We start from the raw sequence: 23,597 nt of genomic DNA, 5'->3' as shown, positions 1-23,597 counted from the left end.
GATTTATTTTAGGTTGATCAATTATTTCACCAGCAAGCGAATACTATGCTTCTTATCACCGGCTACCATGTTCACGATATACAATCCTTTTGCTTTACCGGCGGTATTCCAGTCAAGGGTATATGTGCCGGCAGAACGATAGGTATTGGCCAGTATTTCTGCCTGTCCGCTGGTGTTGTACACAGCGATATGTACCTGGCCAGCCTGCATTAGTATATACTTCAGGGTCGCTTTCCCGCCCGTAACGGGATTCGGTGCTACAAGAAGATCATTATCGCCCCCCCTTGCAACCTTGTCATCACCAACTTTAGCCTGTACCGTACCGGGCGCAGTAGCTGTTAATGCGGTGGAAGTGCCAAACACCCTGAACTCAGCGAGGCTGGCCCAGGGACCTGTATAGCCCGAAGCGCCGGTAACATTGATCCGTACATAGCGGGCGCTTATGCTACTTAGGTTATCTACAATAGGTGAAGCGGCTGTGCCAGGTGTGGTATTACTGCTGCGGTTCACCACCTGTGTCCAGGAACCGGAAGTACTGCTCCTTGTTTGAATAGTATACTGATAAGCGCGGTCGGCATAACATACCAACTCCGTTCTGTTGAGGGTGGATACAGCGCCCAGGTCTACTTCCAGCCATTGGGGATAGCCGGTGGCCGACCAGCGGGTGCCGGTATTGTCATCTACTGCCGAAGCAGCAGGATTTTCAGGTTGCGGTTCTGAAGAGGCAGTGACCGGTTTATTCAATGCGAGGTTGGTAACAGTCCCACCAGACGGCGCCGTGCCATCCCGGAAGAACCTGGCTCGCCGCCATTTTACCACCGCTTCATCTGTAGTGAGCGTTCCATAGTTGCCATATTTATGATAATTGGTCACCGCTTCATTATCGGCAATCTCTGCTTTCTTAACACCATTCACATAGATAATGATCTTATTGCCTACATCTTCCTGCAGGTGGATCACATTAATACGTAACTCCACGCCGTAGATGCCGGTAGCTAATGTTTGCCCTGCTCCACGGATAGAGCCACCATCAGCCGCATAACCCCGTATCATCATTTGTGTGGCGCCGGAAGTACTGCCAAAGATCTGCATCAGGCTTTCATCCTCCAGTGGCGCATAAATGGTAACATACCCTTCAAACTGCCGGCTGCCGGTGGAATAGTCATTCTGTAACCTGATCTCAGAACGGTTTGTCCGGTTGTCGAACAGGCGGAACGTCTCCGTATCATTGCTGCTGGTATAAGTATAATCTGCACATACCGGACTGCATACCGATTGAAAGGCGCTCCAGTTAAATATCTGTAACCCGTCTTCATTATCCAGGTGTATCTTCTTGGTAGGAGAATAAGACACCCATCCGCTGCCCAACTGCGCCTGCGTAGGTACGCAGGGGATGAGGAAAAATAACATGCCCAGTATGGTGATATGTTTAATGGCCTTCATTGGTAGTTAGTTTTGTATTTGATGTAATTATTCCTTTACTATTTTTTGTGTAATGACTTTACCTGCCTGCACCAGCCTCAACAGGTATATACCAGCCGGTGATCCGGTGGCATCAAACTGACGTTGATGGTAACCAACCGGCAACTGGCCATTGGCCAATACCGCAACCTGCCTGCCACTGATATCATACACGGCAAGGTGGGTATGACCCGCTTTTTCCAGGTAGAAGCGAATGGTACTGCTGTTACCAAATGGATTGGGATAACTGTTCAATAGTTGATTGTTCACACCCTCTTTCACAGCGAATGATGAGGCGCTAACACTGGTCAGTAAAGAATTGTCGGTAGTGATCACCAGTTGTGGCGGATTGGCGCCTGCTTCTTTCGAGCTCCAGGCAATACGGGGATCGGTAGCTATCCTGGCCAGTAAGGCCAGGGAGATGGTATTCCTGCCCGCCGCTTTTTCTGCCTGTACATAGGCCGTAATATCCCAGGTATAATAACGCTTCACAGAATCTGTTACCACCACGCGTTGCAGGGAATCGCCGGTAGCGGGTTTATTGTTCCAGGTGATGGCTGATTCCGTCCAGGTAGTATTGCTTACTGCATATACGTTCACCGGTATATTGTTATCCCGGTTATCATCCAGTCCGCCATGCAGCCTGAGCGTAGCAGCCGTAATATTACCACTTACACTACTGGTATTAAACTGCAGGTAAGTATGCCGGTCATTACCGGCAGAGGCGGTAGCGTTCAGTTTGGTAAGCAGGTTGGCAGCATCAGTGGTGCCATGGGTTACATCTGCATTGGTACCGTTACGCACATACGCATCCTGCGTGGGGGTAAGTGTGGTAGTACCTCCGCCGGATGTTTGCGTTTGTATTTTTACTTCTGTATAGCTGTTCCATAAATTCACACTGTTACCATGCCCTGCAATGCGCACGTATTTGGCTGTCCTGGCACTGAAGGTGAATGTTTCCAGGTTCAGGGAAGTGCCGCTGCTTACACGTCCGGCTGCCACCGTGGTCCAGTTCACGCCATCGGTACCTGTCAATACATCAAAGGTGGAAGTGCGTGTATCGCCATTGTAAAAAGCGATTTGCACACCGGTAACGGTAGCTGTTTCGCCCAGGCAAAACTGTATCCACTGGCCATCGCCATTGGCGCTCCAGCGGGTATTGAGATCATTATCCAGTACATTGGCCGGTACATTTCCATCATCAGCGCTGGCGCTCACTGGTTCACAACCAGGCGTTGGCGGTGTGGAGCTGCCGTTATGACCCACCATCGCAGTAGTGAGTAGCTGCGCTGTTACAGCGGCACCGGAAACCTCATCGGCTCCTTTATCCAAGGGTGAAGTACGCGCCTGGCCATCCATATCGGTGGTCACAGATGGATAAGAACCGGTAGCGCTGTTGATGGCCGGACTTCCGGCCTGCAGGTGAAAAGTACCTGTAGCATCCCTGGCCAGTAATGGATTGGCCGTAGTATAACCAGCCGAAGGCATAGCCCCTGCGCCATTGGTATTATAGAGCAGGTTGCCGCTCCATACACCACCGGTATACGGACCCGCTATAGAGGCTGCCGCTCCCCCACCCTGTATAACGTTATTGGCAACAGTAATGGCAGTAGCACCCAGGCCATTGGTACGGCCATTCTGGGTAATATTGCCGGGATTATTGACCAGCGTATTAAACGCTACCAATACCCTATCGGGCCGGTCATGCGCCGTGAGTGGATCCCCATTGGCCACCTCTCCATCACCATTGCCTATATTGATGGCAGGATTGCAATTCTCAAAATGATTGCTGAATATCTTATGGTCATCGCCAAAAATGCGGATACCCGGCGTATTGATAAAGTAATTGCCATATACAAGGCAGAAGTTGCCATGCCGCAGGGTAAACTGGGCAGGGCAATCACGGATGGTATTGTACCGCAGTGTCACCGCAGAAGCTTTTACGGAGATCAGTTCATTCTCGCCATGACAGTTCTCAAAGAGGTTGTATTCTACAATGCTGTTGCTGGAAGAAAGACTGTAGCCGCTCAAACCAAACTGTAGTGTTTCGGCGCCATTGCCGGTTTGTGGTTGTTGATCAAAAAAGTAATTGTGGTGGATATGTATCCGCTGCGCGATCTGGCTGCCGCTTCCACGCACGGTAATAAAACGGCCCAGCGCATCCTTGTGCTGGAAAGTATTGTAATCCACTTCATGATCATTGCCATTAATGGAAAGGTTCTCCCCCTGTCCCGGTGTTTCAAAAACATTCCGGGTCCACCGGCAAAAGCTGGTGCCGCTGGCCATGGTGGCCTGCGAAGCATTGTGGGTGAACCTGAAGCCCTGTATAATGATGTACCTCGCCGGGCTTACAATACTGAATCCGGCCGTTCCCCGTACTTCTGCGCCCCCAATAGACTGTGCTTTAATGGTAATGGGCTGCGCGGCGGTACCCTGCTTATTAATCGTAATGTCTGCAGAAGCTGTATATACCCCATTGGTCAGAATGATAATATCGCCCGGCGCTGCATTATTAATAGCCGTTTGCAGGGCCGGTAAAGAAGTAACGGTGATGGTTGCTGCCCATGTTCTACTGGTCAGCAAAAACATTAAAAAGAGTAATACAACGCTCCCGTTACCTGCTTTACAAACAGTCTGCCAATAAGTCATTATTTTTCTCATGCTTGTTGTATTATGTAGTGCGATAAAGAAATGTGCCGGTTTTAAAAATGTGCGGACATGCGTATACGTCTTTACTACTTCATGATTAAAAAACAGACGCACATCCGCACATTGTACATGGATACCCTTATTCTTTCAGCAGTTTACGTGTTGTTACCTTGCCCTCCTGTACCAGTTTCAATACATACACGCCGGCTGCCAGTTTGCCCGGCACAAACCTTGTTCTGTGCTCTCCGGCAGCTAAGCGTGCCTGTAGCAGCATTGCCACCTGCCTGCCCTGCAGGTCATACACGGCCAGTGTTGTATAACCACTTTTTTTCAGGGAGAAAGTAATGGTACTGCTTGTCCCGAAAGGATTGGGAAAGCTGTTTAACGCCAAACCGGTAGCTGTTTTATCTTCTTCTATTGTCAGCATCTGACCGGACTGCTGTGTAAGCTGCGTGCCGGTGTTCACCACCAGTTGCGGCGGATTGGAGCCAAACTCTGATGAATTCCAGAATATACGCGGGTCATGCGCCACCAGGCTCTTCATGGCAAAGGATACGGTGGTGCGGCCTGCCGCCAGTTCACTTTGTACATAGCTGGTTACATCAAAAGTATAATACGCATAAGCGGTATTGGTCACTGTAACGGTATCCAGGGCAGTAGCTCCTGAAGCCGGTTTGTTGTTCCAGGTAATGGCCGCTTCTGTCCAGCTGGTATTGGCCACAGAAAATACACCCACCAGTACACTGGGCACTGCAGTGCCATCTACTTTGCCGTATACTTTTAATAACACGGATGAAGCAGTTCCACTTACGGAAGACAGGTTAAAGCTGAGGTAGGCTTCCCGTGCATTATTCAACTGACCTGCCGGTGATACTTTCGTGATCAGCAAGGTAGAATCAGTCACTCCATGTGTAATGGCTGCATTGGTGCCATCGCGTACATAAGCATCCTGTGTAGGCGACAAGGTGTATTCCTGACCGCCGCCGGTGCTGGTTTGCACTTTCACTTCTGTATAACTGTTCCACAGGTTCACACTGTTGCCATGCCCTACGATACGTACATATTTACCGGTCTGTGCAGCAAACGTGAAAGTCTCCAGGTTTAAGGAAGTACCGCTGCTCACACGGCCTGTAGCTGCCGTAGTCCAGTTAGCGCCATCATTGCCCACCAATACGTCGAAGGTGGAAGTACGTACATTACCGCTGTAGAAGGCGATCTGCACGCCTGTTATGGTAAATGTATCACTCAGGCAAAGCTGTATCCACTGCCCGTCGCCGTTGGCACTCCAGCGGGTATTGAGGTCATTGTCCAATACATTGGCCGCCACATTGCCGTCATCGGCACTGGCGGTGACCGGCGTACAGGTTGGCGGAGCCTGCACGGTAATATTTACCGGTGCAGAAGTAGTAACAGCACTGCTATCGTCGGTAGCTTTCGCGGTGAGCGTATAAGTACCTTGTGGTACATTATTCCAGGTGAAAGCATAAGGAGCCGTACTGTCTATACCCAGACTGGTGGTTCCGTTAAAGAATTCCACCCTCCGCACACTGCCATCGCTGTCGGCGGCCGTTGCATTAATGGTAACGGAAGCGGGTGCTGTGAACACTGCATTGTTGGCCGGCGCCGTAATGCTGACTGTGGGGGCCACATTGCCACCTTCAACGATGAGTGACAACTGCGGTGGGTTGGAACCAAACTCTGATGAGTTCCAGAATATACGTGGATCATGCGCCACCAGACTCTTCATGGCCAACGACACTTTGGTGCGGCCTGCCAGCAATTCGCTCTTCACATAATTGGTAACGTCCCAGGTGATATAGGAATAAGCGGTATTGGTCACCGTAGCATTGGCCAGTTCAGTACCTGTAGCAGGTTTATTATTCCAGGTAATGGCATTCTCTGTCCAGGTAGTATTGGCTACCGGGTACACGCCTACCAATACAGAAGGAACGGCCGTACCATCTACTTTACCATATACCCGCAATGTCACCGACGATATATTACCGCTAATAGACGAAAGATCAAACTGCAGGTAAGCTTCGCGGGCATTGTTCAGTTGCCCGGCCGGCGATACTTTGGTGATCAATAACGTGGAATCGGTAGTGCCATGTGTAATGGCCGCGTTGGTGCCATCCCGTACATAGGCATCATGTACCGGTGTGATATTTACGGGTGGTGGCGCCACGCGATAATGCGCTGTATAGGTAACATCATTATCCGTAATGGTGATATCCTGTGCAGCAGCACCGCCCTGGCTCCAGTGGTCAAAAATATAAGTTACCCCATTCAGGGTTTGCGGTGAAATGGCGACGATGGGTCTCGTTGCCCCGGAAATAGCCTCTGTGGTATAAGGCGCTGTGAATGGCACAGCATCCAGTCGTACCTGCAATCCTGCCGGCTGTGTTTGCAGCGTAAGATTAGAGGTGACCGGGAATATTTCTACATAGGAAGTATCGCGTCCGCCCTGGGAGTCCTGCACCGCGCAATAAATGCGGTACCAGATATTGGTTTCATTGTGCCCCGACAGATTGGACGTGAAGGAACCACTGGTTACGCCATCCGTGAGCTGTGGACCAGGATGTACGTGTGTGGCATGGTGAAAATCAACCCACCATTCAAACGCACTGCCAGGCAGTGTTCCATCTTCGCTATCTGTACCGGTACCGCTAAAGCTGATCACATCCCCCGACCTGAACAGTGCACCATTGGCCGGACTGCTTACTGTTGCTACCGGTAAGGTATTGGGTTGGGTAACGGTAAGCGTGGCATTGCTGCTGGTCACCGTTCCGGCACTGTTGGTCACTACTACATTGTACTGACCGGCATGGGAGGTTTGTACATTGGTGATGGTATAGGAAGTGCCGGTAGCGCCTGCAATATTGGTAGTGCCTTTCCGCCACTGGTAAGTCGGCGCCGGGCTGCCGGTAGCTGCTACGGTAAAGGTAGCGGTGCCTCCCACCGGCACTGAAATATTTTGCGGTTGTGTAGTAATGGTAGGCGCCTGGTTGCCTGTGTACACGATCCTGTACAGGGAACTATTGTCACGGCGCAGGTAATACAGGTTCCCGTCTGTTCCCTGCTTGATGTATACCAGTCCGCTGCTTAGCCCTGTACCAAATGATACCCGTGAAGGAGAAGTGGGATTGATGTAATCAATCCAGGAACCACAATAGTCCAGGAAGAAGTATTTACCATTATACACCGCCGGCCAATTGCTGATGCCGCCGTTGAAGAAAGTACCGCCGTTAATAGCACAGCCTTGTCCATTAGGTGGTGGATCATCGCGATTGGTGGCGTATACATAAATAGGATTGGTATATCCTGTACAGCCACTGGTACACATACCCTCTTTATCGGGCCAGCCAAAATTGCGGCCACTGGTAGTGGCATCATTGATCTCTTCCCAGGTAGCATTGCCCACATCATTTACAAATATTTTACCCGTTACCGGATCAGAAGCTATGGTAAAAGGGTTGCGTAAACCATAAGCCCAGATACGGCTGCGTGCCGCGTTACCCGTAAAAGGATTTCCTGCCGGCACCGATCCATCGGAATTAATACGTAATAATTTACCCAGGTAATTGTCCAGGTTCTGCGAATTGGAACCTACCTGGTTCTCTCCCACGGCCACATATAATTTACCATCATTACCAAACGCTAGTCCGCCACCATTGTGGTAAATGCCGCTCAGCGTAGGCAGGTCCAGTATCGCTAATTCTGATCCCGCTACATCACCCGTCATGGTAAACCGGCTCAGGCGGTTATGCGGACCAGAAGTATGCGTATAATACAGGTAAATGTATTGGTTGCTGGCAAAGTTGGGGTCTACCGCAACGCCAATGAGCCCGCGTTCCCCGCTGGTGTTGACCGATAAGGTAACGGCGGGCGTAGACAATAAGCTGCCATTTTTTACCACCCGCAGTTGCCCGTTCTGCTGGCATACCAGCACCCGGCCGTCCGGTGTAAAGGCCATTGCAGTAGGCCCCGTAATGCTTCCTGTCACCAGTACCCGCTGAAAATTGGCAGGCAATGTTTGCGCCAGGCCATAGTGTACCAGCAACAATAAAAGGCAGCTTATGAATAGCTGCCGGAATTTTCTCATGCGACCTTCTTTTTTCATATTGATTGGTTTTGGTGGACGTGAATGGATACAAATGGTGGGTCGCCTTTCAAAGGCGGCTCACCATTTGTAGGATTGTTTATTCCTTTACGAGCTTATGGGTTATTGTTTTCCCATTGTTTACCAGCCGCAGCAGGTATACACCTGCCGGCAAGGCATCGGGCTTCAGGTAAGCACGGTGTGTACCGGCCGCTAAACGGCCGTTGACCAATACCGCCACTTGCTTCCCGGTCATATCATAGGCAGCCAACTGCGTTGGCCCGCCGGCAACCAGTTGGAATGTAATGGTATTGTTTTGCCGGAAAGGATTGGGGTAGGTTATCAAAGTCATTTCCTTTGCGTCTTCTTCGGCTGTTGCCTGCAACAACTGTCTTTGTGATTGCAGGGAAGTAGTGGTGGTGACCGCCAGTTGCGGAGGATTGGAACCTGTTTCTTTTGAATTCCACAAAAGGCGCCCGTCAGTAGTTTGGGTATTCTTTAATACAAAGGATACCACGGGACGTCCTGCTGCTATTTCGCTTTGCACATAGCTGGTCACGTTCCAGGTATAATACCGGCCTGTTTCATCGGTAACCGTAGCGGTGGCCAGCGCTGTGGTCCCGGCAGCCGGTTTATTGTTCCAGGTGATGGATGATTCGCTCCAGCCGGTATTGGCAACTGCATATAACGCTACCGGCACATTGGCATCCCGGTCATCTTCCGTACGGCCATATACACGTAGTGTAACCGCGGAAATAGTACCGCTTACTGAAGCCGCATCGAATGCAAGGTAGGCTTCGCGGTTATTGTTAAGCTGGCCCGAAGGAGCCAGTTTGGTCACCAATGAAGCAGCATCTGTGGATCCGAATGCCGTACCGGCATTGGTGCCATCCCTTACATAAGCATCATTGGCAGGCGCCAGGTTAACATCTCCACCTCCGGGCGGGTTGCCGCCAATGCTGCTGGGACACTGGCTTTCGCTGGTTTCTGATATACAGAAATCGGCAAAGCGCACCTGCTCATCGCGCAGCACATCATCCTTACCGCGGTAAACACCCCATTTTGGACGGTTGTAATCGGCATCCGTACGCCACATATCAATGCCTGTACGGCTATAAGAAAGCAGGGTAACGCCATCACTGATCCTTTTGATGGTAATCTCAAAAGTACCGGCGCTGCCTTCACTGCTTTTGTATTTTACATAGGCTTCCACCCAGGTGCCTTTAAAAGGCGCCAGGTCTACCTGGTGCACCGTGCCCAGGCTACCGCTGCCTTCTCCCGCACTGTGAATGATCTGCATTTTCTGCGGATTGCCTGCCCTCGGCGTAATGGTGATCAGCGGAGCGCCGGCATCACCTTCGATGGCCTTGATCTGGAAAATATGGGTAAAGCGGCTGGAGGGAATGAAGCCGGCATCCAGCTTGAACTTCCAGCGGTAATAAGCTGTTTGCCCCTGCGTATGCTGCATGGCCGCCGGTGAGCCACTGCCCCCTTTGATCTCCATCCGCACACGGTCGTCAGCACCGCAGCGATCATCATCCGCAACCGGGTGACTATGGAATACAAAAACATTTTTGCCCAGTATGTTATCGAATACTTCGGTCACATGCGGACCAAAAGAAGTATGCCGGCAATCGGGGCTTTCAATGCCAAAGCCTTTTGACTCGATCAATGAGTAGGTGTTGCCCGGGCCATCTGCAGAGAGTGTTACCTGCGCCTGTAGCGCGGAAACCATCAGCAGGAAAATAAGGAAAGCATAAAGCTGCTTCATGATATAAGGTTTAATTAGTGAATAATCAGCAATACTTCGCCATCGCCATACCTGCAGGCATGACAGTACAAGCTATTGTTACGGGGATCACCGATCCCTGCAGCAATGCAGTCATAGCAATGTTGATGGGCATGGCAATGCCCTTTGCGTCTTATTCACTTATAGCAGCGACTTATCGGATTCCTGCTGTGTAGTCGTATCGGAGGTAAAGATTGGGAAGAATAGTAAGGAGCGTTATCGCAGGAACACACAAATAAATCAGGATAAAAAAAGGTACAGGAATACCCTTACGAATAGTCTATTGGACATTTTTCCATAGTTGCAAGCAGTTTTGTTAGTTAAAAAAGATAGTACTGTGAAGTAACACTATTACCTCAACGCTTGAATTACCTCAATTAACCGAATACTAAGCTATATTAGCAGAAAACAATATAACGGGAATGAATAGTATTTTTACTAATACCGGTAACAAACCGCATTAATGTTCATACCCGCGCCTACTGATGCAAACAGGATGACATCGCCCGGTTTCAGGGCATGCTCCGTTAGTTTGTTCCTGCGCACCAGGTCATATAAGGTAGGAATGGTAGCTACGGAACTATTACCCAGCCAGTGGATACACATAGGCATAATATCACGGGGAGCTTTGGCGCCGTACAGGTTGTAAAAAGCGCGCACGATACCTTCATCCATTTTCTCATTGGCCTGGTGAATGAAGATCTTTTTCAGCTCATGGATGCCTACACCGCTTTTATCAAGGCATTCTTTCATGGCTGCCGGCACGTACTTAATGGCATATTCATATACTTTCCGGCCTTTCATTTTAATATAACGCGTATCCGCATCTGCATCCGGCGCATTGGATTGACCAAAATAGATATACCCGGCTTCCTCCACACAATCGGACCGTGTGCTGGTGCTCAGTATGCCATGCTTATCGCCTGCTTCCTTGTATTCCATCACACAAGCCCCTGCTCCATCGGAAAAGATCATGCTGTCCCTGTCATGATCATCCACCACCCTCGACAGAGTTTCTGTGCCAATGACCAGGCATTTTTTGGCAGCGCCTGCCCGGCAAAACAGGTCGCCCTGTATGAGGCCCTGCAGCCAGCCCGGGCAGCCAAACAATATATCATATGGAATACAGGAAGGGTTTTTGATCCCCAATCCCTGCTTCACCCGTGATGCCAGTGAGGGAACATTATCAGTTTGTGTAGTATGGGGCAGCACATCCCCGTAATTATGCGCTACAATAATCTGATCCAGCGTTTCCGGATCAACACCACTGTCCCTTATAGCGAGGAAGGCGGCCTGGATGGCCATATCAGAAGCGGTAATGGTATCAGAGGCATAACGCCGCTCTTCAATACCGGTGATCTGCTTAAATTTATCCACTATTTCCTCTTGGGGGCGGTCTATGAGCCCCCTGTCTTCCGTATAAAAGCTATTGGAGATAAAATCACTGTTCTTTTTGATCACGGAAGGAATATAACTCCCGGTTCCTGTAATAATGGTTCTTTGCATCGTTTGATCAGCAGGGTTCAATATATACAACAAAAAACTAACCACACTAAATTAATATACCATATCCAACAGAGCTGACATATGATCTACAAATTATGTATTCTCTACGCCCCACCGGCAAGGATAAACCTGCCTTTTTTAAAGTGGGAGCATTGCAAAGTAACGTTTTTTTAATATAAAAGCTAATGCCTTAATTTTCAATGCCAGTAAGCTCTTCGCACCTGTTTTCCCGTGAAAACAAATTAGGTTGATGTGTAATATTTGGTTAACTTCATTTTCCTGTCCCCTCTACCCCCGTGCCGTTTCATTGTACACTTTCAAAAGCCACTCTTATGAATATTTTTGTTGGTAACCTCAACAAGAAAACGACTGCCCACCATCTTTTTCAGCTCTTCCTGCAATTCGGTAAAGTCATTTCTGCACGCATTGTGATGGATTCCGAAACCGGCCATTCTACAGGCTGCGCCTATATAGAAATGGACAACAATGCCGGAACTGCCGCCATCCGGAATCTGAATGACCGCATCTTCATGAACAGTTATATGGAGGTAAATGAAGTGACCATCGCCTGGTAGCTGGACGTTTGATCGCGGATCTCAGCACCTGATCGTTTTCCGCTTTTTACCAAGGTATCCCTTCTCCTTCATCTTCTGGATATAGTCTGGCGCAAAGGGTACTTTGCAGGCTGTACCTCCCATATCCACTTCTACTACCCCGATCTTCTTCGCGGTAGCTATTGCCTGTGCCGTTAATACGGGCACATAGCCGCCCACAGCAATCACAAAACCATTCATGGCATACCTTGTACGGTTGGGCGCTGTATGGATCGTTTTCTCCACTCTATCCAGCAGCGACTTTATTTCCTCTGTATCAATTTCAGTATCCGGCTTAATGGCCAGTAAACCTGCCAGGGTGCTCCAGCCGCTGGCTGCTATATGTTCCTTTTTACTATCAATCCATTGCAGCGCCAGTTCATGCCCGTGGGCATTTTCAGACGCCACCCAGGGAACGGTATATTCACTGATCATGTACCAGGGCGCCTGATCAGCCCAGGCCTGCAGCTGTTGCTTCGCCATCTTAGCTCCATCGGCTACCAGTCCGGCCAGGTACATGGCATCCGAGTTTCCCGTCTCATACAACTCCAGCGCCAGCGCCTGGTCATTTTTGATCTTTTTCATGATCTTCTTCAGGTCTTCCACCTTCACCCCGAAAAAGGGTTCCCGGGCCCCATGCTTGCTCCACCTTTCCTTCGCCTCTTTACTGCCCAGCGATTGCAGCTCCTTCATTACTTCGGCTTTTGTCATATGAATTGTTTTAGGCATACAAAAATACGTTAGCCGCAGAAGCATTGTGGAAGTCTTCCGGTTCCCTGCCAGTAAATAGTAGGATAATCCAGAGATATTCCACATATAACACAGAGATATTCCAGAGATATCCCACTTCTTTTGGTCTGGAATATCTCTGAAATATATGAATAATAATTGTTTAATATATTAAAGATAATCTATGATATAGAGGCGGCTAAGGATGAATGTACTAAGGGCTCAATGGCAAAATGCCTCCGTTTAATACGAAGGCATTGAAAACTGATCTTGTTTAAGTTACGAAGCTTATCTGCTAATTTATTTCTTAACCAGTATACCCTGCTTCAGCATATCCCGTGTGATCTGTTTGGCATAGTCACGGCCGATGTTGTCGGCAGCAGGATCAAAGGATTGGGACTGCACGGAATAGAGCATTTTATTGTCACCCAGGCTGTACAGGTTACTTTCCCAGAAATAATTGGTGCTGGTGGTATAGTAGCCCGGTGTATATACCCGGCCATAGACCGTTCTGTAATAGCCCCAGAAACGGCTGTAATAGCCGCCCAGGGGTTGATAGGTAACATTACCCGGCACATAGTCCCGTTCTTTGGATTTATCGAGCAATACGATCGTCATCACGGCATCATACCCCTTGTTCCGGAGCCAGCGGAGCGCCCTTTGCTCATTCATATTATTAAGCTGGTTGGGAGAAAACACCGTGCTGGCAGCTACGGCATTCACGCCGGCCGCTTTCATTTCCCCGGCCAGTTCATTTTCCATGTCCATGCTTATACTGCGGTCTTTATTAGGCATCAGCCCCAATACCAGTACCTGCTGGTAATTGAGCTTGCTGGCATCATCCGCTTTCCAGGATGAGGTGACTTTGGTGGAATTACAGGCTGCCAGCAGGACCATCATGGCAAGGCTGACAGGTATTATTAACTTTTTCATACAATACTTCATTTAAGGTGATTTAATCGTACCTCCTGTATTTTGATTTCAATTTCCATTCCATGGTTTAATTCCATGGTAATCAATAACAAATTGTTCAGGAATGTTAGCGAAATGCTAATATCCTGACGATCGTTTAATGAGTATAGTATGTGCAATTGAGATGCCGGGGAATGGAAAAGTCACGGCCTGCGTCCAGGACCAGTGCCACGTTCAATGCTCAAAGTTATCAGGCGGGCACCTGTACGGAGGCATTGAAGCGGAAGCCTACTCCATGGATCGTTTCCAGGAGTACATCGGGATCGGCCTTAAAATATTTACGGAGCTTGGTCATAAAAACGTCCATGCTTCTGCCCAGGAAGTAGTCGTCCTTGCCCCATACATGCAGCAACACCTCCTCCCGTTTCAGGATATGATTGGCATGTTCACAAAGGAACTTCAGCAGGTCGGCTTCCTTCTGGGTGAGGGTAAAGCTTTCAGTGGGCGTATTCAGCTTAAGGTCGCTATAGGAGAAAGTAAGTTTGCCGATGGTGAACTCCTGCAGTTGGTCTGCCGACAGCTTTTTGGTTCGGCGCATAAAAACATCCATACGCAACAGCAGTTCCTGCATGCTGAACGGCTTTGTAATGTAGTCGTCGGCGCCAGACACAAATCCTTTGATCCGGTCTTCCTCCATGGAGCGGGCGGTCAGGAAAAGGATGGGGATCACATCGCTGTGCTGGCGGATCTTTCTGGCTACGGTAAAACCGTCCTTATTGGGCATCATTACATCGAGCAGGCAGATGTCAAACCGCCCCTTATCAAACTGGTCAATAGCTGTCTGGCCGTCGGGGCATACGATTACTTCATAACCGGCCTCTACCAGGTTATCTTTGATCACATAGCTCAATGCCAGATCGTCTTCGGCCAGCAATACTCTTCCTTTTCTCGTTGTCATGATGATATAATTTTAAAGCGGGAATAGCATTTTAAATTCCGTTCCGATACCCGGCAGGCTATTCACTTTAATACTGCCATGATGCGCTTCAATGATCCTTTTCACAAAGTTCAGTCCTAAACCGAACCCTTTTACATTATGTACGTCTCCGGTGGGTACCCGGTAAAATTTTTTAAACAGGTTCTTTTGGTATTTCTTTTCAATACCTATGCCATTATCTTTTACGGAAATAAAAAGATGCCCATTCTCCCGGCCCGCACTGATGATCACATGGGGTTTGGTGGAATATTTCAGGGCATTTTCCAGCAGGTTTACCACCGCCAGTTCCAGGTGCACCCTGTCGGCCAGCAGCTCATAGCCGGGCATTGAGGGGTCCTGTATTTCTACCAGCGCCTCTTTATCCTCTACAAGGGGTTGTACTTTGGCAACAGCCTGCTCAATGATCTCCCTCACCGGCACCTTCACTTTCTCAATAGGCAGTTCCCGCCGGTCGGTAGAGGCGATATGCAATAACCGTTCTACCTGGCTTTGCAGGTGTTCTGTCTGGTGCTGTATAATGTGGGCGTACTTAAACAACTTGTCGGGCTGGTTTACGATCTTCTCCTGCAACAATACCTCGGCCGATATTTTCATTACGGCCAGCGGGGTTTTAAACTCGTGGGTAAAGTTGTTGACGAAATCTTTCTGTACCTCTGCCAGGAACTTCTGGCGATAGAAATAAAACAGGATAACCGCCAGCCCTATCAATACAATAAATAAGATCCCTGTACTGATGAACCAGAAGTTCATCTGGGCCAATACATATTTATTGCGATGCGGAAAATACAACACCACATAATCATGGGGCCTTTTATACACCGCCAGCACCTTCTGGGTAGGATCATAGCGGGCAGCGGCAGCAGGTATATATTGCTCGGCCATGTATTTACCCTGCCGGGCGTCATAAAAACCTACATGCGCATCCGTTAGCACATCAAAATCATTCAGCTCATGCTTGAGGTAATGTACCAGCGAGTCATTTGAGAACCCCTTCCCTTTCACCCGGAAAAGGAAATAATCCGGGGAGGGGTCTTCTACCAGGTCCTGCAGGTGATTGGATGGCGTATCGGCAATATCCATATCCTCATACAAGCCACGTATACTTTTTACTACGTTTGTATTAAAGGTCTTTTGTTCATAGGAATACACTATATGAAGCCAGAATAGCTGCACACCTACAATCAGCGCGATTAAGAATGTAGCCAGCAGAATGATCCACCTGAGGGTTGAAGAACGCATGCTGTTTATATAAATACCTCCGGCAAATTTGCTACGCATTATTTATCCTTTTTACTTTATCTGGTTAACCGATCGTTAAGGTAAGTTACATAGAAAATGTCAGGTTGAGCTTGTCGAAACCGCCTTCGACAGGCTCAGGCTGACAGGGAGCATTCATCAACAATTCATTAACAGTAGTTAACCCGCGGTTAAGCAGCCTTCAAAAATGTGTATGGGCAAATTATTTGGATAGTTTTACCCTGTAAACATTTTTCAACTATAAAATATAAGACAATGAAAAAGGTATTCTTATTAGCCACTATGGTGATAGCATTAACTGGCCTTACAATGGCTCAGGCAACTCCTAAGCAAGCTAAAGAGCCTGCTAAGAAAGAAGCAACAGCTCCCGCCAGGGATGTGGCTAAAACTGATAAGAAAGAAACAAAGAAGGCTGCCGGTGCCCATCATCACAAAAAACACACTAAGCAAGCTAAGCAGTCCTGATAATTTTTCATAAAGCAAGGTCGGTTTTGTTAGGGTTTAATGAACGTCGTCCGTGGGTGGACGACGTTCTCTTTTTATGGCTATAAACAACAAACCCCATAGCATAGCGCTACAGGGTTTGTCTATAATCTAATCAGGATATTCTTACGCTTTCTTCGCTACCGGGGCAACGGGCTTGGCCTTTATCGGCTGTGCAGGCGTTCCGGGCTTTGCATCAGCTTCACCCAGTGGTTTGCTCTTGGCCAGGTCAACCAGCATGGGGGCCGCTACAAAGATGGAAGAATAGGTACCGGTAACAACACCGATCAGCATCGCAAAGGCAAATCCTTTTGTTACTTCACCACCTACCAGGAACAGGATGAGGATGGTGAGGAATACCGTCAGCGAGGTCATAATGGTACGGCTCAGCGTATCATTGATCGCCTTATTGATCAGCGTTGTTTTATCTACATTCTTCATCGTGTGGCTGTATTCACGCACACGGTCGTATACGATCACCGTATCGTTCATGGAGAAACCGATCACCGTAAGGATGGCCGCAATAAAGTGCTGGTCTATTTCCAGCGGGAAAGGCACCACCCCTTTCAGGAAGGAGAATACGATCAGCGTTACCAATACGTCGTGCAGCAGGGCCACAATAGTACCCAGTGAATAACGCCAGTCGCGGAAACGGATAAAGATATAGATAGCGATGATCAGCAGTGACCAGAAGGTAGCCCACTGGGCGCCACTTTTCAGGTCATCAGAAATAGTAGGGTCTACTTTTTTGGTGCCTTCCACATATTTAGTAGTAGCAAACTCTTCGGCAGTCAGGTTGGCCGGCAGGAAAGGCTTTAACCCGCCAAACAGGGTATTGCGCACCGAAGAATCTATCGCTAATCCTTCTTCATTGATCCTGTGATCGGTAGTGATCTCCAGCTTGCTGGCAGAACCATAGGTCTTGATCACCGGTGTTTTCTTGAAAGTTTCTTCCAAGGCCACCCGTACCTTTTCTTCATCTACCGGCTTACCGAAGTTCACCACATAGCTCCGTCCGCCTTTAAATTCCACGCCTTCATCAAAGCCGTGGATGATAGCAGCCACACCTAAGACCAGTACGATCACAGAAATGACATAGGCTACTTTCCGGAATTCGATAAACTTATAGGCGGCATGCTGGAAGATGCGCTTGGAAAGCTTAGTGAAATATTTGAAGTGACGGTTCTTATTGGTATAGAAGTCGGTGATGAGGCGTGATACCAGGATACCGCAGAACAGGGACAAGAGGATACCAATGATCTGCGTGGTAGCAAAACCTAATACAGGACCCAGACCATAGATGGCCAGGATAATGGCAGTTAATAAAGTAGTGATGTGCGCATCCAGTACCGGCGGTAAGGAACGGCGGTAACCGTCTTTTACAGCCTGCTCATGCGACTTGCCATGCGCCAGCTCATCCTTGATACGTTCAAATATGATTACGTTCGTATCTACAGCCATACCGATCGTGAGTACCAGGCCCGCAATACCGGGAGCAGTGAGCGTGGCGCCCAGGGCACTCAGCACACCAATGGTAAACAGCAGGTTCAGGATCAGGGCGATATTGGCTACCACACCAGCGGTGTTATAATATACCAGCATCAGGAGGAAGATCACTATGAAGGCGATGCCAAAAGACATCATACCACCCTGTACAGCTTCTTCACCCAGCGTAGGTCCTACTACCTGCTCCTGTACGATCTTGGCAGCGGCTTCTACTTTACCTGATTCCAGGATATTGGCAATATCCTGTGCTTCTTCTACCACCAGGGCCCTGTTCTTGGCATTACCGGAACCCATAGTGATGCGGGAGCTACCACCGTCAATTTTCTGGTTTACGTTGGGAGCTGTATAAACAATATCATCCAGTACGATGGCGATGGGCTTGCCGATATTGCGCTCTGTCATTGCCGCCCATATACGGCCACCGGCATCATTCATATCCATCAGTACCAGTACTTCATTTGTAGTCTGGTCAAAATCCTGCCTTGCCTCTTCAATAGCGCCACCTTCCAGTTGAGCGCCTTCTTTACCAGGAACGGTCTTGATGGCATATAAGGTGAGGATATCGCTTAATTTACCATTGTCATCGCGGTCCCGCTTACCCCACAAGAACTTCACGTTGCCCGGGAAGTTGTTACGTACAACCTGCAGGTTGAGGTACTGGTTTACCTTGCCAGTATCTTTTAAAAGAGAAATACCAACATAGCCGGGATATTGGGTGCCGCCATTGTTTGTTTGGTAAGGACGTGCAGGATTCAACACCCTGAACAGCGGGTTCTGGCGGGCAGCCAGGGCAGCGCTGTCAACGACTTTCTTTAAGGAATCGCGTTTAGCGCCTCCTATAGAATCAGGAATGGAAGTTGTACTATCCGGCGTAGTGGCAGAAGTACCATACAGGTAAGTTTCCAAAGCCTTATCGGCATTTACCAGCCCGGTTTGCATTACACCATCATTCATGGTATATACTTCCCAGAATTGCAGGTTGGCAGTAGACTGCAGGTATTTCCTTACCCGTTCAGGATCGCTGGCGCCGGCCAGTTCCACGGTAATAATACCTTTATTTTCATCCAGGCTGATGGAAGGTTGCGCCACACCAAATTTGTCAATACGCATTCTCAATACCTGGTAGGTTTGAGACATGGCAGCAGTAGCTTTTCCATTGATGTAGTCGATTACCTGGTTATCGTTGGAAGTAGCATTCAGTTTATTACCGGCTTTGGCAAAGTGAGGGGCCAGTTTAGCGCCGGGGTTCACACTCTTGAAAGCAGTAACGAAAAGGTTAATGAAGTTTTGGTCACTGGTCAGCTTAAGGCGTTGCGCTTCTGCAATGGCTTTGGTGATCTGGGGATCTTTGGGGTTATTGGCCAGCCCTTTGACCAGTCCGTCCAATGCAATATCCATCGTTACGTTGATACCACCCTGAAGGTCGAGGCCTAATAACAGTTCACTTTCTTTGGCTTTCTGGTAAGACTGTCCCCACCAGGTAATCTTTTTATCTTTGGAAGCAATACGTAAGCTATCGAGGTAGGTGGCTTTATAAGTATCCAGTGAATCCTGGTAAGCAGCTTGTGCTTCTTTATCACCAGGATATTTTTGGGCTGCGGCAGTGTATGCCCGTTTGATGTAGGAAGTGGCTTTGGCGTCCAACTCTTTCTCATACTTGTTCACGAACCAGGTAAAGGATAGCTGGTAAAGGGATATAAGGATCAATAATCCAGCAAAAATGCTAACCAGTGCTCTCATTGCAATGTTGTTTATTTTTTAGGAGTTGGCAAAGATAGGGTTTTCAGACAGAAAAGGAAACAGCAAAATAAGCCTGAAAATGAGGCTTATAGAAGGTTTCGACAAGCGCTTACAGATAGCCGGGCTTTTAATTTTTATTCAACCGGTAAATCAGCCATTGGACAGTCATTGCTATCACAAAGGAAAGCATAAATAAAAGAGCATAAGGCCAAACAGCCGGAATTTGTGGGCGGGCCGGCGAAAAATGTGCCTGATTTACCTGTACCTGGAGCGGTAACTCCTTGCTTTTCAGCAAAATACTTAGTATTTTACCATGCTCGTTGTCAGTACTTCTGCCTAAAGTTATCCTGGATTTGCCGCCGCTTATTGCCATTGTAACGGTGGGCGCCGACATCACTTTATCGTTCAGGCAAATGGCAATGGGCTTATTGATATTCCGGGTGGTCATTCGCTCCCATTCCGCCGTTCCGGCAGGGTCAAAGTCCATGGCAACCACCTGCTCGTTGGTGCTCCCATCATACTCAGCTTCTGCCCGAATGATGTTTTTATTCGTGATCCGGGGCGGATGGTATTTGATGGAATATACCAGTTGAGTGCCTTGCGTGACGCCATACCCATCATTCTTTCCCAGCATGAAGCGATTATCAGCAGGCCAGTACGGCGTGGCGGCAGGATGCTCCAGCAATTGACGGAGTAAAGCAGTATCCTTTTCAGCTACCAGCCCAATATATCCCGGATATACCATACCGCCTCCCCCTCCTGTAAAGGGCCGTGCCGGATTTAATAACGACAGCAAGGGGTATTCAATCGTGCTCAACTGGCTGTTTTGGCGAAGCAGGGTATCTTCCGGATGGGAACGAAAGTAGTTTGCCAGGGCATTATTGGCCGAAGAAAGCGTATTGGCAAAAACGGAAAGGTCATACACCTCCTGCATGGCAAGGCTGCCATTTCCTGTCAGTAATTCTTTCAGGCCGGTGGTATCTGTCAGCCCATCTATTGAAATGGTGAAAGTCTTATCGTTTTCCGGTTTTATGGTGTGTTCATACCGGACCTGCGTTAACCGGTCATCAATAATGGCTATGCATTTTTGGACATCAGCAACAGGGCTTGTTACATTCTCCGGCGCTCCCAAACGGATATTGACTTCTGCCTGATAACGGGTGACTTTCGGGGCTTTCTTCAGCAACCGGGTTTCATTCAATAACCAGTAATAAGCGGCTGTAATAAGCAGGGCAATGCCTGCAGAAAGGATAATGGAACGGGTTAATCGGGTTGTCATACAATAGTGGGATTCAGGTATGAAAATAAAGCTTTTGCGATTCATTTCATAACTGTAAAGGACTACCATAAAGCGAACACCCGTTGTATCAAAACAGGACAGTCTTACCATTGCATTGCATGTATACATTGCTGATTAGTAACAAGTTACTATTCTGGCATTTTCTTGGCCGGGAACAAACAACCCGATACTATCATATATGCTGAAAAATTACCTGAAGATCGCCTGGCGCAGCCTGGTGAAGAATAAGATCTCTTCTTTTATTAATATCAGTGGGCTGGCTGTGGGCCTGGCCATCAGTATCCTGGTGATGCTTGTGATACTGGATATGGTGAGCTACGACAAGTTTCACACCCATTTGCCCAATATTCATGCGCTGATCAAGAACTATAAAGTCGATGGTGAAATCAGTTCAGGCACCTCCGTGTCAGGACCGCTGGCAGGGGCTATTCGAAACGACATACCTGAAGTAAAATACATCTCCCGCTTTGGCAGTGGAGGCCAGGGACTCATCAAAAGTGGAGAAAAAGCGCTGTACGAAAAAACGGTGTACGTAGAACCCGATTATTTCCGGATGATGACCTTCCCGGCAATTGCCGGCGACGCGGTCAAAGCCCTGGAGCAATCAGGATCGGTAGTGATCACGGAAAGGACGGCCAAAAAACTATTTGGGCAGGAAAACCCCATGGGCAAACTGATCATGTACAATAACACGCATCCTTTGCAGGTAGGTGCTGTAATACGGGATATTCCGGAGAATAGCAGCGAGCGCTTTGATGTAGTGCTGCCCTTCAGTCTTTATGAACAGGAAAACCGTGCCTGGATCAACAACTGGGACCATAATAGCATTGCTACCTGGATGGAATTACAGCCGGGCACTAACCTTACGGCGCTCAATGCCAAACTGGCTAAACTCATCCAGGAAAAACTGAAAAACAAGGATGAAGGATTATTTGCCTATCCCTTTGCCGATATGTGGCTGTATGGAGAGTTTAAAAATGGCAAACCGAGTGGCGGCGGCAGGATCTATGCGGTCCTGTTGGTGGGCGCTGTCGGCCTGTTCGTATTGCTGATCGCCTGTATCAATTTTATGAACCTGGCTACCGCCCGCTCCGAACGACGTGCCCGTGAAGTAGGTGTACGGAAGGTAATGGGGGCTTTCCGGAAACAGGTCATTTTCCAATTCCTGTGCGAGGCCATGCTGCTCACCTTTATTTCACTGCTGCTGGGCCTGTTCCTGGCTGTGCTTGCCCTGCCGGTGTTGAATCATTTTACGGAGAAGAACATGACATTTGATTTTGTCAACTGGCGTGTGTGGCTGTCTTTATTGGGCATGGTAATATTCACAGGACTGGTAGCCGGTAGCTATCCCGCCTTTTTTCTCAGCAGTTTTAAGCCGGTATTGGTATTAAAAGGCATCATTGTTAACCGCAAAGGCGGTTCCATACTACGAAAAGGGCTGGTCACTTTCCAGTTCATGACTTCCATATTCCTGATTATTGCCACCATTGTCATCTTTAAACAACTGCGGCATGCAGAGAACCGTCCTATCGGATATGATCCTGAAAACCTGGTGGAGATACCCTTACGGGGTGATATGAATGGCAAATTCCACCTCATCAAAAATGAGCTGGCGCAAATACCGGGGGTGACCAGCATCTCAGGCGGCAGCAATGATCTTATCAGGTTTGGAGGCGCTACGGATGGCATTGACTGGCCGGGAAAAACAGCCGGCCAGAATATCTGGGTCACCCTTACCAGTGTAGGTTATGACTGGGCAAAAACAGCCGGGCTAAAAATGGCCGAAGGACGCGATTTCAGTCCCGCTTTTGGTACCGATACCAATGCCTGCCTTATTAACCAGGCCGCAGTGACCAAAATGGGCCTGAAAGCACCTGTAATAGGCACCAAACTAAGCGGCGCCATTGTTATAGGCGTGGTGCAGGATTTTGTTTACAACAGCCCTTTTTCAACTCCCCAACCCATGCTGATCGAATTGGGCAGGGGTGGTATGAACCACTTGTTTGTGCGGGTACGGAACGATGACAACTGGCGTAAGACCCTGGGGCAGATTGAGCTGGCAATCAAAAAGAGTAATCCCAACTACCCGTTTGACTACCATTTTGTCAGCGAAGAGTACCAGAAACGCTTCGAGGGTATTCGTTATACCAGCCAACTGACCAACATAGTGGGTACACTCGCCATCTTTATTTCCTGCCTGGGCCTGTTTGGCCTCTCTGCCTTCCTAGCCGAACGGCGCAATAAGGAAATTGGCGTGCGTAAGGTACTGGGTGCGAGTGTTTCACAGTTATGGCTCATACTGTCTAAAGACTTCCTGAAACCGGTGGCAGTGGCTTTCATCCTCGCTTCGCCCCTGGCAGGGTGGGCCATGAATAAAATGCTGCTGAACTGGGATTACCACATCAGTTTATCCTGGTGGATGTTTGCGGTGGCAGGCTTGCTGGCCTTTATCATTGCCATCGCCACGGTGAGCTTCCATGGGATCAAGGCAGCCCTGATCAATCCCGTCAAATCGCTCCGGACAGAGTAAGCCTTTCTCTTTTCTATAGTTGGCCCTGCTACCTGTTGGTATGCAG

14 protein-coding genes are annotated in these 23,597 nt (G+C 48.6%); 3 read left to right on the top strand and 11 right to left on the bottom strand.

The window, feature by feature from the left end; all coding sequences use genetic code 11:
* Nucleotides 1-21: 21 nt before the first annotated feature.
* The 5 genes from HB364_RS17610 to HB364_RS17590 all read right to left on the bottom strand — a co-directional run bounded on the left by HB364_RS17610 (nt 22) and on the right by HB364_RS17590 (nt 11,504).
* Nucleotides 22-1,443, bottom strand: a complete 1,422-nt coding sequence (locus tag HB364_RS17610; RefSeq protein WP_167289525.1) for a discoidin domain-containing protein — start codon at nt 1,441-1,443, stop codon at nt 22-24.
* A gap of 27 nt (nt 1,444-1,470) precedes the next feature.
* A complete protein-coding gene (locus HB364_RS17605; RefSeq protein WP_167289524.1) occupies nt 1,471-4,122 on the bottom strand; it encodes a CBM96 family carbohydrate-binding protein in 2,652 nt (883 codons plus the stop codon).
* Nucleotides 4,123-4,249: 127 nt separating this feature from the next.
* Complete coding sequence (locus tag HB364_RS17600) at nt 4,250-8,230, bottom strand: CBM96 family carbohydrate-binding protein (RefSeq protein ID WP_167289523.1); 3,981 nt, start codon at nt 8,228-8,230, stop codon at nt 4,250-4,252.
* Between the two features lie 79 nt (nt 8,231-8,309).
* Nucleotides 8,310-9,980, bottom strand: coding sequence for a CBM96 family carbohydrate-binding protein (locus HB364_RS17595; protein WP_167289522.1), 1,671 nt, complete (start codon nt 9,978-9,980; stop codon nt 8,310-8,312).
* 456 nt (nt 9,981-10,436) lie between these two features.
* Entirely contained in the window at nt 10,437-11,504 is a 1,068-nt protein-coding gene (locus HB364_RS17590) for a 3-oxoacyl-ACP synthase III family protein (RefSeq protein ID WP_167289521.1), read from the bottom strand.
* A gap of 332 nt (nt 11,505-11,836) precedes the next feature.
* Here HB364_RS17590 and HB364_RS17585 point away from each other — a divergent pair, with 332 nt between their 5' ends.
* A complete protein-coding gene (locus tag HB364_RS17585) occupies nt 11,837-12,079 on the top strand; it encodes an RNA recognition motif domain-containing protein (RefSeq protein ID WP_167289520.1) in 243 nt (80 codons plus the stop codon).
* A 21-nt stretch (nt 12,080-12,100) separates the two neighbouring features.
* Here HB364_RS17585 and HB364_RS17580 read toward each other — a convergent pair whose 3' ends face one another.
* The 4 genes from HB364_RS17580 to HB364_RS17565 form a co-directional block, all read right to left on the bottom strand.
* Nucleotides 12,101-12,808, bottom strand: a complete 708-nt coding sequence (locus HB364_RS17580; protein ID WP_167289519.1) for a DNA alkylation repair protein — start codon at nt 12,806-12,808, stop codon at nt 12,101-12,103.
* A 318-nt stretch (nt 12,809-13,126) separates the two neighbouring features.
* On the bottom strand, nt 13,127-13,759 hold the full coding sequence (locus HB364_RS17575; protein ID WP_167289518.1) for a hypothetical protein: 633 nt from the start codon (nt 13,757-13,759) through the stop codon (nt 13,127-13,129).
* A 229-nt stretch (nt 13,760-13,988) separates the two neighbouring features.
* Nucleotides 13,989-14,696, bottom strand: a complete 708-nt coding sequence (locus tag HB364_RS17570) for a response regulator transcription factor (RefSeq protein WP_167289517.1) — start codon at nt 14,694-14,696, stop codon at nt 13,989-13,991.
* A 12-nt stretch (nt 14,697-14,708) separates the two neighbouring features.
* A complete protein-coding gene (locus tag HB364_RS17565) occupies nt 14,709-15,974 on the bottom strand; it encodes a sensor histidine kinase (protein WP_167289516.1) in 1,266 nt (421 codons plus the stop codon).
* Between the two features lie 273 nt (nt 15,975-16,247).
* Between HB364_RS17565 and HB364_RS17560 the strand changes: the two genes are divergently transcribed.
* Entirely contained in the window at nt 16,248-16,457 is a 210-nt protein-coding gene (locus HB364_RS17560) for a hypothetical protein (protein ID WP_167289515.1), read from the top strand.
* A 144-nt stretch (nt 16,458-16,601) separates the two neighbouring features.
* Here the strand turns inward: HB364_RS17560 and secDF are convergent, their stop codons facing one another.
* Together secDF and HB364_RS17550 are read right to left on the bottom strand one after the other, a co-directional pair.
* The gene (secDF, locus tag HB364_RS17555; protein WP_167289514.1) at nt 16,602-19,721 is read right to left on the bottom strand and encodes a protein translocase subunit SecDF; all 3,120 of its coding nucleotides are present in this window, start codon (nt 19,719-19,721) and stop codon (nt 16,602-16,604) included.
* 127 nt (nt 19,722-19,848) lie between these two features.
* Entirely contained in the window at nt 19,849-21,000 is a 1,152-nt protein-coding gene (locus HB364_RS17550; RefSeq protein ID WP_167289513.1) for a SecDF P1 head subdomain-containing protein, read from the bottom strand.
* Nucleotides 21,001-21,199: 199 nt separating this feature from the next.
* Here HB364_RS17550 and HB364_RS17545 point away from each other — a divergent pair, with 199 nt between their 5' ends.
* Entirely contained in the window at nt 21,200-23,551 is a 2,352-nt protein-coding gene (locus tag HB364_RS17545) for an ABC transporter permease (RefSeq protein ID WP_167289512.1), read from the top strand.
* The last annotated feature ends 46 nt before the right edge of the window (nt 23,552-23,597 follow it).

The sequence above is a fragment of the Paraflavitalea devenefica genome (genome assembly GCF_011759375.1).
GTDB lineage: Bacteria > Bacteroidota > Bacteroidia > Chitinophagales > Chitinophagaceae > Paraflavitalea > Paraflavitalea devenefica.
Note: the sequence above shows the minus strand (reverse complement) of the source record. Positions and strands in the feature narration are given on the sequence as shown.

Excerpts from the sequence above, each read along its gene's own strand:
- HB364_RS17610 (WP_167289525.1), bottom strand. The coding sequence starts at position 1,443 with ATGAAGGCCATTAAACATATCACCATACTGGGCATGTTATTTTTCCTC.
- HB364_RS17605 (WP_167289524.1), bottom strand. The coding sequence starts at position 4,122 with ATGAGAAAAATAATGACTTATTGGCAGACTGTTTGTAAAGCAGGTAAC.
- HB364_RS17600 (WP_167289523.1), bottom strand. The coding sequence starts at position 8,230 with ATGAAAAAAGAAGGTCGCATGAGAAAATTCCGGCAGCTATTCATAAGC.
- HB364_RS17595 (WP_167289522.1), bottom strand. The coding sequence starts at position 9,980 with ATGAAGCAGCTTTATGCTTTCCTTATTTTCCTGCTGATGGTTTCCGCG.
- HB364_RS17590 (WP_167289521.1), bottom strand. The coding sequence starts at position 11,504 with ATGCAAAGAACCATTATTACAGGAACCGGGAGTTATATTCCTTCCGTG.
- HB364_RS17585 (WP_167289520.1), top strand. The coding sequence starts at position 11,837 with ATGAATATTTTTGTTGGTAACCTCAACAAGAAAACGACTGCCCACCAT.
- HB364_RS17580 (WP_167289519.1), bottom strand. The coding sequence starts at position 12,808 with ATGACAAAAGCCGAAGTAATGAAGGAGCTGCAATCGCTGGGCAGTAAA.
- HB364_RS17575 (WP_167289518.1), bottom strand. The coding sequence starts at position 13,759 with ATGAAAAAGTTAATAATACCTGTCAGCCTTGCCATGATGGTCCTGCTG.
- HB364_RS17570 (WP_167289517.1), bottom strand. The coding sequence starts at position 14,696 with ATGACAACGAGAAAAGGAAGAGTATTGCTGGCCGAAGACGATCTGGCA.
- HB364_RS17565 (WP_167289516.1), bottom strand. The coding sequence starts at position 15,974 with ATGCGTTCTTCAACCCTCAGGTGGATCATTCTGCTGGCTACATTCTTA.
- HB364_RS17560 (WP_167289515.1), top strand. The coding sequence starts at position 16,248 with ATGAAAAAGGTATTCTTATTAGCCACTATGGTGATAGCATTAACTGGC.
- secDF (WP_167289514.1), bottom strand. The coding sequence starts at position 19,721 with ATGAGAGCACTGGTTAGCATTTTTGCTGGATTATTGATCCTTATATCC.
- HB364_RS17550 (WP_167289513.1), bottom strand. The coding sequence starts at position 21,000 with ATGACAACCCGATTAACCCGTTCCATTATCCTTTCTGCAGGCATTGCC.
- HB364_RS17545 (WP_167289512.1), top strand. The coding sequence starts at position 21,200 with ATGCTGAAAAATTACCTGAAGATCGCCTGGCGCAGCCTGGTGAAGAAT.